Annotated in this window: 8 protein-coding genes, 1 tRNA gene and 1 riboswitch; of the genes, 8 read left to right on the top strand and 1 reads right to left on the bottom strand. The window is 39.2% G+C overall.

Annotated features, from left to right (window positions below; translation table 11 throughout):
• Positions 1–12 precede the first annotated feature (12 nt).
• Positions 13–1,443: a glycoside hydrolase family 32 protein gene (locus tag NCY30_RS03110; protein WP_022415227.1), complete on the top strand. Its 1,431-nt coding sequence runs from the start codon at positions 13–15 to the stop codon at positions 1,441–1,443.
• Positions 1,444–1,585: 142 nt separating this feature from the next.
• Here the strand turns inward: NCY30_RS03110 and NCY30_RS03105 are convergent, their stop codons facing one another.
• Positions 1,586–2,440, bottom strand: a complete 855-nt coding sequence (locus tag NCY30_RS03105) for a pyridoxamine kinase (RefSeq protein ID WP_237998305.1) — start codon at positions 2,438–2,440, stop codon at positions 1,586–1,588.
• Positions 2,441–2,661: 221 nt separating this feature from the next.
• On the opposite strand from NCY30_RS03105, the gene NCY30_RS03100 reads away from it, so the two are divergent.
• The 7 genes from NCY30_RS03100 to NCY30_RS03070 all read left to right on the top strand — a co-directional run bounded on the left by NCY30_RS03100 (position 2,662) and on the right by NCY30_RS03070 (position 11,875).
• Positions 2,662–2,735 (top strand) — tRNA-Arg (locus tag NCY30_RS03100).
• Positions 2,736–2,865: 130 nt separating this feature from the next.
• Positions 2,866–3,079: riboswitch (cobalamin riboswitch) on the top strand.
• 196 nt (positions 3,080–3,275) lie between these two features.
• Positions 3,276–4,481: a sirohydrochlorin cobaltochelatase gene (locus NCY30_RS03095; RefSeq protein ID WP_055303465.1), complete on the top strand. Its 1,206-nt coding sequence runs from the start codon at positions 3,276–3,278 to the stop codon at positions 4,479–4,481.
• A 24-nt stretch (positions 4,482–4,505) separates the two neighbouring features.
• A complete protein-coding gene (locus NCY30_RS03090) occupies positions 4,506–5,060 on the top strand; it encodes a hypothetical protein (RefSeq protein WP_250818449.1) in 555 nt (184 codons plus the stop codon).
• A gap of 210 nt (positions 5,061–5,270) precedes the next feature.
• Positions 5,271–6,518 carry a 6-phosphofructokinase gene (locus NCY30_RS03085; protein ID WP_044920153.1) on the top strand — a complete coding sequence of 416 codons (1,248 nt, stop codon included), beginning with the start codon at positions 5,271–5,273 and terminating at the stop codon, positions 6,516–6,518.
• Between the two features lie 368 nt (positions 6,519–6,886).
• A complete protein-coding gene (locus tag NCY30_RS03080; protein ID WP_055194863.1) occupies positions 6,887–8,428 on the top strand; it encodes a hypothetical protein in 1,542 nt (513 codons plus the stop codon).
• Positions 8,413–10,512, top strand: a complete 2,100-nt coding sequence (locus tag NCY30_RS03075; protein WP_055181655.1) for an Ig-like domain repeat protein — start codon at positions 8,413–8,415, stop codon at positions 10,510–10,512. The genes NCY30_RS03080 and NCY30_RS03075 overlap by 16 nt, the downstream gene beginning before the upstream one ends.
• 346 nt (positions 10,513–10,858) lie before the next feature.
• Positions 10,859–11,875: a glycosyltransferase family 2 protein gene (locus NCY30_RS03070; RefSeq protein ID WP_250818448.1), complete on the top strand. Its 1,017-nt coding sequence runs from the start codon at positions 10,859–10,861 to the stop codon at positions 11,873–11,875.
• Positions 11,876–12,060: the final 185 nt, after the last annotated feature.

Genomic DNA, 12,060 nt, shown 5'->3' with positions numbered 1-12,060 from the left:
GACGATTGATTTATGAACGCATTAACAAGAGATCTTGTAAAATTAGTAGAGACAGCAGAACAAAGCCAGAAAACCAGAGAAGAGTTATCCGTATCAGATAGAAAATTTCGTGAAAAACTACACCTGATGCCGCCGGTCGGCTGGCTGAATGATCCAAATGGACTCTGCCAGTTCCAGGGTATCTATCACGCGTTTTTCCAGTATTCGCCGTTTAATGCAGAAGGCGGTGTGAAGATGTGGGGTCACTATACCAGCAAGGATATGATTAAGTGGGAATATCAGGGTACCGCACTTTATCCAGATCAGCCATTTGACTGTCACGGAGTATATTCCGGATCCGCATTTATTGAAGATGGAAAAATGTATCTGTACTATACAGGAAATGTCAAATTAGAAGACGGGGAATATGATTACATCCGCACCGGACGTGAGGGCAATACCGTTCTGGTTATAACGGAAGACGGCAAGACGTTCGGAAAGAAAAAAGAACTGATGAGAAATTCAGATTATCCGGACGATCTGACCTGTCATGTAAGAGATCCAAAGGTATGGAAAGAAAATGGTACTTATTATATGGTACAGGGTGCAAGAACGAACAAAGATGTAGGTCAGGTACTTGTATTTGAATCTGAAGATAAAGTAAACTGGAAGTTCAGAAACCGGGTGGAATCCGAAAAGCCATTCGGGTATATGTGGGAATGCCCGGATTATTTCAAAATCGGAGATAAGAAACTTCTTTCCACGTCTGTTCAGGGACTGGAAGGTGGTATCTGGGAGGATCGTAATGTATATCAGTCCGGATACTTTGAGATAGAAGGAGATATTCTTGGAGAATACAAGTTGTCAGAGTATCATTTGTGGGATTATGGGTTTGATTATTATGCCCCGCAGAGTTTTGAGACGGAAGACGGAAGAAGGATCCACATCAGCTGGATGGGAATGCCGGACTGCGAAGAATACAGCAATCCGACCATTCAGACAGGATGGCAGCATTGCTTTACATTTCCAAGAGAAATCTTTGAAAAAGACGGCAAGATCTGTCAACGTCCGATAAGAGAACTAGAAGAGAAGAAACATCTGGTAAGTGATGTGAAAGGTATGCTGGCAGGAGAGGGATATCCGGTATATGAAATGACGATTTCGGATATTACAAAGAACCGCTTTAAAGTTATCCTTTCAGAGAAGCTGATCCTGGATTATGCTGACGGAAAATTCCGGATGCATTTTACAGATCAGGATAAAACTTCGGTATCTTCCGGAAGAAGCATGAGATATGTAGAAGTGGAAGAAGTGGAGAATCTGAAGATTCTGGCCGATACATCCTCTGTTGAAGTATTTGTAAATGATGGGGAATATGTATTTTCGACAAGATATTATCCGGAAGTTTATAAATTACAGGCAGAAGCTGTGGGAGCACAGATTACGTTGTCAGAAATTATGTAACGAAATATCAATCTGAGATACCAATAATATAGAAAGAAGATCACCATATATCAAAAGAAAGAGTTTCAGTAGAGAAATTTTCAAAAGATATATGGTGATTTTTAATACCAATGTATGCAATAGAAGCTGCCAGTGGTAGGTTCTATGTATGCAAGAGATACAAATATTTTTCAAAATTAACGCCTTCGTTTACCGGAACATGTTCTTCTACAGAATCAATTAATGATTTTTCAAGAAAAGAACCTGCGGTCTGCATCATTTCCGTAAGGGAAATATCTCTGGCAAGTCCGCCTGTGATGCAGGAAGCAAAGAGATCACCCGTACCGGAATAACTTCCGTTGCAACAGGGATATGCCGAAAGAAAATGTGAAGAGCCATCTAGCAGGAGATTTCCAATCTTATGAACTCCGTCATCTGCAGTAAAATGAATACCAGTGATGAGGACCTTTTTTTCATGATCCTTTGTCAAAGTCTGCCCTGCATCCTTAAGTCGTGAAATGAGCTGCTGTATAGACAGAGACGGATCCTGCAGGCTGTTATAATCTATATCCGTCAGCAGACAGAATTCGGTAAGGTTAGGAGTGATAACATCTGCACGTGCGGCAAGTTCTTTCATAGCAGTCAGAAGCCCGGAAGTATACATATCATAGGTAACGCCATCGTCTCCCATTACAGGATCGACCAGAAGAAAGGTGTCTGCTGTCTGGAAAGTATCCAGAAAGTGCATGATCTGTTCAATCTGGCAGACACTGGCAACATAACCGGTATAGATTCCGGAAAAAGAAGTGCCTAGTTTCTTCCATTCCTGGCGGAAATAATCCATCTTATCGGTAAAATCATAACAGTAGTAGCTGGGGTATTCTGTTTGTGAACTTAAAATGGCGGTAGGGAGTGGACAGGCCTGGATTCCCATCGCAGATAATACGGAGATGGCAGCAGTCAGGGAACAGCGTCCAAGTCCGGACAGATCATTGATTACAGCAACTTTTTTTGTCATAAAGAAATCCTCATTTTCTAATGTATTGTAAATATGTAATAATTATACCATTATAAAAAGAAGAAAGAAACGGCCAGAGAAAAGGAAGACTTGCAGGCCACCAGAGTTTAAAAAAATAATTTAAAAAAATTTAAAAAAGTTGTTGACAGATAGAAAACGTTGCGCTATAATTAATTTCGTTGCTGAGGTACATAAATAACTGAGGCAAGCAAATATAATATGTGCGCGTAGCTCAGCTGGATAGAGCGTCTGGCTACGGACCAGAAGGTCGGGAGTTCGAATCTTCTCGCGCACGTACGAGAGACCCTTGTTTGACATTAAGTCGGACGAGGGTTTTTTGCTGTTCCGAAGCGGATGTTTCAATTCAGATGACCGGGACAGTATTGACATAATTTGGGCAACTGTGTTAAGGTTACATAGTAAATTTAATCAAGATTGTGTGAGGTGTCAGTCAGAAGGATTCAGAATAATTTGTGGAAAGAAGGATCTGACTGGTGAAAAGGGAAACAGGTGAGAATCCTGTACGAACTCGTCACCGTGTTTTGCAAGCAGAAGCTACAGATCCACTGGGAGAACCGGGAAGGGAGCAGATGTGTCAGAGCAATAAGCCGGGAGACCTGCCTTTCGCAGTACAGGAACGAAAAAGTTCAGGCCACGAGGAATTGGCAGTACGAAATGGATCACAGAACTGTATGTGGTATAATACAGTTGTATTTTCGTTGTCTTCGTTTTCTGACGGAGGCTTTTTTTGGCTATATATTCGGAAGGAGCTGACGGAGGCCGAGTTTTTTTGTATCTCGTGCATTGACAATCGGAAAATCAGGAGGTAAAAGAAATGAAAAAGAAACTGGTAGTTGTATTATTATCAGCAGCTATGTGTGTAGCAGCACTTGGCGGATGTGGTTCCAAAGCAGGTAGCAGTTCAGACAGCAGCAAGAAGACTGCAGAGAATTCATCAAAAGAGGACGATCAGAAAGCCGCAGATGAAGTAGCAAAGAAGATTGATGCCATTTATGTGCAGGAAAGAAACGACAAGACAGATGAGCAGTGTAAAGAAGCGAAAGAAGCGTGGGACAAATTGACAGATGCACAGAAAGAACTTGTGGAAGGTGAAAATGCTGATCCGGATTATTTCGGAAGAGATACAGGGGATGCTTCCCAGGATGATCCGTTAAATGAAGATAACATCGGGGAGAAGGAACTCTTGGTAGTAAGTTTCGGAACATCTTTTAATGCAAGCCGTGCAGCCGATATCAGCGGAGTTGAAAAAGCACTTCAGGCAGCTAATCCGGACTGGTCCGTAAGAAGAGCATTTACAGCACAGATCATCATTAATCATGTACAGGCAAGAGATGGTGAGAAGATTGATAACATGGATCAGGCTTTAGAGCGTGCAGTAAAGAATGGTGTAAAGAAACTGGTTGTACAGCCTACACATCTGATGCACGGTGCAGAGTATGATGAGTTAACAGAAACAGTAAATAGTTACAAAGATAAATTCGAATCTGTTAAAATCGCAGAACCACTTCTCGGAGAAGTTGGAGCGGACGCAACAGCAATCAATGAAGACAAGGCTGCAGTAGCTAAGGCAATCACTGCAGAAGCAGTAAAGACAGCAGAATATGACAGCCTTGATGCAGCAGCAGAGGATGGCACAGCATTTGTATTCATGGGACATGGAACATCTCATACAGCAAAGATCAGCTATTCTCAGATGCAGGCACAGATGGAACAGCTTGGATATAAGAATGTATTCATCGGAACAGTAGAAGGTGAGCCGGAAGATACTTCCTGCGAATCCGTTATCGCAAAAGTAAAAGATGCCGGATATAAGAATGTAATCCTTCGTCCACTTATGGTTGTTGCCGGAGATCATGCTAATAATGATATGGCCGGAGATGATGATGATTCATGGAAGAGTCAGTTTGAGGCATCTAAGAACTTTGACAGTGTAAAGACACAGATTGCAGGTCTTGGAGAGATCGATGCAATCCAGCAGTTATATGTTGCTCATACAAAAGCAGCTATGGATGCACAGTAAGAAAGATAATTAAGGGAGATAACAATGTTGAGAAAGAGATTGATGGCAGTTGTACTGTCTGCAGTAATGACAGCTGCAATATTCACAGGATGTGCAAGTAAGGATGACAGCAGCAAATCAGACAACAAATCAGCCAAGACAGAACAGCAGAAGTCTGATGCAAAAGAAGAAAAATCAAAAGATTCAAAGTCCGAAGCAGCAAAGGCGCCGATCGAGGATGGGACCTATACTGCAGAATTTAAGACGGACAGTACGATGTTTCATGTAAATGAAGCAAATGAAGGAAAAGGTACACTGACTGTAGAAGATGGAAAGATGACGATACATATCAGTCTCGTATCAAAAAATATCGTGAATCTCTTCCCTGGTACAGCAAAAGAGGCTCAGAAAAAAGGTGCAAAATTTTTAAAACCAACCACGGACAAAGTTACATACAGCGATGGAACGACAGAAGAAGTCTATGGATTTGATGTTCCGGTTCCGGCGTTAGATGAAGAATTTGATCTGGCGTTGATCGGAACAAAGGGCAAATGGTATGATCACAAGGTAAGTGTATCAAACCCGGTAAAAGCTGAATAAAATGTATGAATAAAAACTCTTATTTCCCATATATTGTATAGACTACAAAAAGGTGGGGAATAAGAGTTTTTTTTGTATCATACAATGCAAAGATACATAAAAATAGTAAAAATGCATAAAAAAAATAAGAATTACTGGACTTTTATGTTAAAACGCACTAATATTGAATTAACGGTAAAACGGAATAAAAAACAGGAAGGAAATAAGCGAATGAAAGGAAATGTAATTGTAGGACAATCTGGGGGACCAACTGCAGCGATCAATGCCAGTCTTGCCGGTGTATACCGGACAGCGAAAGACCGTGGAGCCAATAAAGTATATGGAATGCTTCACGGAATCCAGGGATTATTAAAAGAAAAATATATTGATCTGTCAGATCATATCAAGACCGAACTGGATGCGGAATTATTAAAAAGAACACCGGCCGCATTTTTGGGATCCTGCCGTTATAAGCTTCCGGAGATCCATGAGAACAGAGAAGTGTATGATAAGATATTTGAGATCTTGGACAAACTGGATATCGAAGTATTTATCTATATCGGTGGAAATGATTCTATGGATACAATCAAGAAATTATCGGATTATGCCATTATATTCGGTCATGCAATCCGCTTCATTGGATGTCCGAAGACGATTGATAATGACCTTGCACTTACCGATCATACACCAGGATATGGAAGTGCGGCAAAATATATCGGAACATCTATGAAAGAGATTATCCGTGACAGCTTCTGCCTGGAATATGAAAAAGGCGTGGTATCTATCGTCGAAATAATGGGAAGAAATGCCGGATGGCTGACCGGAGCGGCTGCATTGTCAAAGGGAGAAGACTGCGAAGGACCGGATCTTATCTATCTGCCGGAACTTCCATTTGATCTTCAGTTATTTGGAGAAAAGATCAAACAATTATTACAGGAGAAAACATCTATTGTTGTTGCAGTATCAGAAGGAATCCGTACAGAAGATGGAACTTATGTATGTGAACTTGGCAACAGTATTGACTTTGTAGATGCATTTGGACATAAGCAGTTATCCGGAACAGCATCTTACCTTGCAAGTTATATTGCAGGGGAGATTGGATGTAAGACACGTGCGATTGAATTAAGTACATTACAAAGAGCCGCATCTCACGCGGCCTCAAGAGTTGATATACTGGAAGCATATCAGGTTGGAGGAGCAGCGGTAAAGGCAGCAGACGAAGGAGATACCGGAAAGATGGTAGTCTTAAAACGTCTGTCGGATGATCCATATCAGTGCGGAACAGAAGTAAAGGATGTACACAAGATTGCCAATGATGAGAAGCTTGTACCAAGAAACTGGGTAAACGAAGAAGGTACTTATGTAACAAATGAGTTTATTTCTTATGTGCGTCCATTGATTCAGGGGGATGTATCACCGGTTATGGTAGATGGAATCCCAAGACATCTGTATACACCAAAAGAATTAAGCCACAGATAAAAAATAGATAAGATTTGAAGGTTGGAAAGATAGTGCCGTATTGCGAGCGTATAACAAGATACATGTCTTGCAATATGGCACTTTTTGTATACCAAAGCAGCATGTAAGAGAAGTTGCCGGCAGCAAGTTCTGTAGATACAAAAATATGTAAGAGAAGTTGTCTGTGGCAGGTCCTTTAAAGTGCTGTGCCAGAAAATATATAAAAACAATAAAAAAGGGTTGAAATTTTGAAATGAATCAGGTAAGATATCTTTAATCTATATTTTCAAGATAGATTCTTTTAATTAATCTATATAGTCTGTAGGACTTCGTGAGGCCTCACCAAATTTACCATGTAAGAAAAAATGAAAGAAGAACAGGGGTGATATATGTTGCAACAAAAAGAAAGTTATGATGTGTTGCGGCTGATTGAGCATGGACAATTATGCTATATCAGTTCCGAAAATGTGCAGGGGAAAACCCTGGACAGATACTTAAAATATCATCCGGTAATAAAAAAACGGGAGATATTTTTATTATTAAAAGAGATAGCAGGACAACTGGCGTCATTTCACAGGTGCAGGGGAAATCCTTGTTATCAATATGTAAATCCATATAGTATTGTCAGGTCTGAAGATGGAAGAATTTATTTTCTGGATATGCAGTCGGAAGCAAACAGAAGCAAGATGATATTTATGCAAAGAAGAGATATCCGTGAATATTTTCTTCCGCCGGACGAAAAGTATTATCAACATGCCAGTAAGGAACTGGATATGTATGGGCTGGGAAAAACATTTCAATATATTCTGGCATCTGTGGAGGCAGAACCACGTTTTAACAGACGAGAAGAATATCGTCTTCAGAGAATTATTTCAAAAGCAATGGGGATAAGATCAACCCATTATCTAAATGTATCAGAAATCCAAAAACAAATCCCAAGGTATGAAGAAAAAGACAGAGATAAAATTTTGAATAATAAGGGGAAAAGAAGAAAAAAAGTGTGTATAACAGTAGTTTTGTCTATTGTTTTCGGGGGATATTTGTTCATAAATGCATGGGAAAATGCTGAAAAAGCAAACCAGAGAGAGATGAAAAGAACGGAATCTTCCAAATCAGAAGAGAAAAAAAGTGAAAAATCGGATGACCGGATAAAAAAGAAAATATATGAAAGAGATGAAGAGTATCTGGAATTGGCACTGGCATATTTCCTGAATGTGGGAGATATGAAAAAAAGTCTGAAATGTCTGAATCAAATGGAGAATCAGACGCTGGCAGTTAATCTGAAAAGGCTTATCAAAGCGTATGAAAAACAAAAAGTGCCGGAAGAGGCAGAAAAATTTGCCGCAAGTCTTGCTTACCTGGAGAATGAATGGAAAGAAAGAAGTATGCAGTCGGAAGAGAAGAAAAAACAGGCAATACAGTGCCTGATAAGAGGATATGGATTACTGGATGATAAAGAAAGTTCAGAAAAAGTGTTGAATCTGGTAGAAGAAGGATTAAAGACAGATTATCTGAATGATTCTGCGAAGAGAGAACTATTGCAGTATCAGGCGTCTGCATTGGAAAAAGAAGAAAAGAAAGAGGAGGCAGCAAACATATATGCAGAGATATTGGAGGATGAGACGGAACCGGGTAAGAGAGAAGAGCTGTATAAAAAGATGGTACAGTTGTATGAAACTGCAGGAAGACGGGATATGGCAAGCGATACATGCATTCAGGGGATAAAAGAGCTTGGAGAATCAGAAGAGTTGAAATTAACACACATAAGACTGATATGTGCAGATCCGGCTGTCAATAGAGATACGTGTGCACTCAAGATTAAAGAATATGTAACAGAAGATACTGAACTTTTGGAAAATGCAGAATTTAAGAAATTACAAAAAGAATATGGAATTAAGGCAGAAGGAGGAAATATATGGGTAGGAAGATAAAAAAAGTAATAATGATAGCAGCGTTTGGTATGGTGACCGGAGGACAGATTGCTGATCTGTTACCGGAAGGAAATGTGATGCAGGTAGAAGCGGGAAGTCGAAAGCAGATTATAAAAGTAAAAAATAAAGGAAAAGACAGTAAGAAAGAATTTGACAAGGACAAAGACAACGCCAAAGATAATGAAAAGGATCTGGTAGAAGAGGGAGAAAAAGAGGACAGAAAAGATTCGGAGGAAGATAGAGAGAAAGACGATAAGAAAGATGACGGGAAAGCTCCGGAGAAGGGTGATGAAAAAGATGACGGGAAAGACTCGGAGAAGGATGACGAGAAAGAGGATGGAAAAGATCCGGAGAAGGATGACGAGAAAGAGGATGGGAAAGACTCGGAGAAAGATGACGAGAAAGATGACGGGAAAGACTTAGAGAAAGACGATGAAAAAGAGAATGGAAAAGATCCGGAGGAAGAAGAGATAAAAATGTATCATGCGGAATATGAGGATCCGGATGGTCAGAATGGCTATTATATCAGTGCTCCGACCGGAAAGATCACACATCTGAGTAAGAATGGCGTGACCAGATACCTTTTTGAGAATGGAAATGGGGAAAGGCAGGAAGGTACGCTGGAAAAATTAAATGAATCCTGCTGGTTGAAACAATTGAATTTTGCAGATGGAAGGAATGAACTGGAAGTATGGATGGAAGATGAAGAACATCATCAGATTGAAAATTCAGAAAGCAGAAAGGCATTCTGGATAGACAGTGTAAGACCGGTGATCGGTCTGGAAGTGTCCGGAGGAGCAGATATTTGGCACAAAGAGGTAGCAGAGGTAGTGGTAGAAGCTTCTGACGGGAGCAATGGAAGCCAGATCGCGGAAATTGTCTGTAAAACAGGAGAAAAAATAGTTGGGAAAATCAGTAAAGGAGCAGAAAAATTTGTCATTACAGAAAGTTCACAGAATGGGGAAAGTACCCCGGTAACAATTATTGCTACAGACTATGCGGGAAATCAGACGGTGGTAACGGATCGGGTTTTTGTTGACAGAGATGCACCGAAAGCATTGATACAAGGAGTGGAGGATTATACGATTACCAGTAAACCTGTACAAGTCAGCTATCTGGCAGAAGAAGAGAATGTAATTCAGACGGTGCGGGCAAATATTTTAAAAGAAGATATCGATGGGAAAAAGGAAGAAACAGAAATCACAGAATGGAAAACAAAAAGCAGGAATGAGTCTGGTGATACAAAAAAAGAAAGTGTGCAGACACTTGCAGAGGACGGGCTGTATAAACTCCGAATGAATGTAACAGATATGGCAGGGAATGTCAGTCATGCCGAGAGACAGCTGATTATAGATAAAGAAAATCCCGTTATTGCACATGTAGATGAGTTGGATGGAAAGTATTTAAAGAAGTTTAGCTGGAATTATTCTATCGAGGAATCGATTAAGGATTTTACGAATTATACATATGTAATGAAAGTGGACGATGCATTTTACCGGCCAGGAGAAAAGATTGAAAAAGAAGGGGTACATGTACTGACAATTGAAGCTTTTGATTCAGCAGGAAATAAAGGAGAAGCAAAAGCAAGATTTACCATCGATCATACACCGCCGGTGATCGAGTTTGAGGAGATAGAAGATGGAGAAAAATATGAAAAAGAAAAAACATTTTATGTCAGAACAGAGAATCTGGAAGATCAGATTGAATACATTAAAATTAATGGAAAGAAACAAAACAGGAAAAAACAGAAGAAGGAATATGAAATTCAGCTAAATGAGGCAAAAAATTATGAAATAGAGGTAAAAGCAAAAGATTTTGCGGGAAATGAAAAAGTTTCACAGATAGGATTTGAAATATACGAGGAAAAGAGTTTGTGGCAGAAAATTGTGGAACCGGTCAGAAAATATATTTTTTATGGAAATGAAAAGGTAATACAGGATGAAAAAATGGTCAAGGAAGATAAAAAGGAAGGAAAAAAGAAGAACATAATTTTATGGGAGAGAGCTGTTTTATTTGGCGCATTGATTGTTGTAGGAATATGGAAACGGGAAAAAGTGAAAGAAATCTGGAAAAATCTTTCATAAAAGGGAGGATGCCGGGTAACTACTTTCGCAGTTCCCGGCATGTATTATGAAAAAGTTTATTCCAAATAGTATTTACATACTAGATAACGTCTTTTGTATATCAAAGGATATGAGAGAAATTCTAAATCGCCATGTGTTCGGAAGTAGCTACCAAGTTCTCTGTATTTCTTTGATAATTATAGTATAAGAAAGACCTATGAAGAAAGAATGTTAAAGTAATGAAAGAATTTTGAAGGATAAATGAACAAATTGTGAACACAGGATTTTACAAAGATTTTGTTGGAAAATAGCGAAAAATAGATTATACTAATAGAAGTCAAATTGTAGAAAGAGGAGAAAATGAAGAATGAAATATATTTCTTTTGCCATTCCGTGTTATAATTCACAGGATTATATGGCCCATGCGATAGAAAGTATTCTTCCGGGTGGAGAAGATATTGAAATAATTATCGTAAATGACGGATCAAAGGACAGAACATCAGAGATTGCTCATGAATATATGGAAAAATCCCCTACTATTATTAAAGTAGTAGACAAGGAAAATGGTGGACATGGAGATGCTGTAAACTCAGGGCTGATGCATGCAACCGGTAAATATTTTAAGGTTGTAGACAGTGATGACTGGGTGGACGAAGATGCACTTCATAAAATATTAGATGTTTTACGCCATATGGAAGAAGATGGAATGGAACTGGATATGTTGATCGCTAACTATGTGTATGAAAAAGTTGGTGCAACACATAAGAAGGTGATTCATTATCGTAACGTATTGCCACAGGATGAGATTTTCCGTTGGGATGATATGGGACATTTCCGTCTGGATCAGTATATTCTGATGCACTCGGTTATTTACCGTACAGACATGTTAAAACTGATCCAACTTCATCTGCCAAAGCATACATTCTATGTGGACAATATTTATGTATATTACCCACTCCCGCATGTACGCAAAATTTACTATATGGATGTAGACTTCTATAGATATTTTATTGGAAGAGAAGATCAGTCGGTTAATGAGAAAGTAATGATCAAAAGGCTGGATCAGCAGATTTTTGTCACAAAGACGATGATTGATATGTATCAGCTTAAAGATATTGGAAGTAAGAAATTAAGACAGTACATGCTTAATTATCTTGCAATCATGATGACAGTTTCTTCTATTCTTTGCATCCGTTCCAAGGATAAAGAAAATCTGGAAAAGAAAAAGGAATTATGGCAGTATCTGAAGAAAAAAGATATGCGAAGCTTTATCAGAATCCGTTACGGTATTCTCGGACAGACAATGAACATTCCGGGAAAATCAGGACGTAAGATATCGTCATTGGTTTATATTGTTGCGCGGAGATTGATTGGATTTAATTAATTTCTATTTAATGCATTAAGCGGTTGATACCCGGCCGGAAGAAAAGGAAGAGAGTCCCGCTGCGTGCTGATTCAATCATGGAGTATTTCTAAAGCATAAAAATTGTCCTAAAAGCAGCAGTCAAAAAAACATAACTCGCAAGCTCAGACAATGATTTTTTGACTGCTAACGGCCAATTTTGATGC

This window comes from Dorea sp. MB18-49, assembly GCF_023669465.1.
Classification (GTDB): Bacteria; Bacillota; Clostridia; order Lachnospirales; family Lachnospiraceae; genus Dorea_A; species Dorea_A longicatena.
This window is presented reverse-complemented; position numbering and strand designations above follow the sequence as displayed.

What these genes read in the sequence shown, in the direction of transcription:
- NCY30_RS03070 (WP_250818448.1), top strand. Translation starts at nt 10,859, where the DNA reads ATGAAATATATTTCTTTTGCCATTCCGTGTTATAATTCACAGGATTAT.
- NCY30_RS03085 (WP_044920153.1), top strand. Translation starts at nt 5,271, where the DNA reads ATGAAAGGAAATGTAATTGTAGGACAATCTGGGGGACCAACTGCAGCG.
- NCY30_RS03095 (WP_055303465.1), top strand. Translation starts at nt 3,276, where the DNA reads ATGAAAAAGAAACTGGTAGTTGTATTATTATCAGCAGCTATGTGTGTA.
- NCY30_RS03090 (WP_250818449.1), top strand. Translation starts at nt 4,506, where the DNA reads ATGTTGAGAAAGAGATTGATGGCAGTTGTACTGTCTGCAGTAATGACA.
- NCY30_RS03080 (WP_055194863.1), top strand. Translation starts at nt 6,887, where the DNA reads ATGTTGCAACAAAAAGAAAGTTATGATGTGTTGCGGCTGATTGAGCAT.
- NCY30_RS03075 (WP_055181655.1), top strand. Translation starts at nt 8,413, where the DNA reads ATGGGTAGGAAGATAAAAAAAGTAATAATGATAGCAGCGTTTGGTATG.
- NCY30_RS03105 (WP_237998305.1), bottom strand. Translation starts at nt 2,440, where the DNA reads ATGACAAAAAAAGTTGCTGTAATCAATGATCTGTCCGGACTTGGACGC.
- NCY30_RS03110 (WP_022415227.1), top strand. Translation starts at nt 13, where the DNA reads ATGAACGCATTAACAAGAGATCTTGTAAAATTAGTAGAGACAGCAGAA.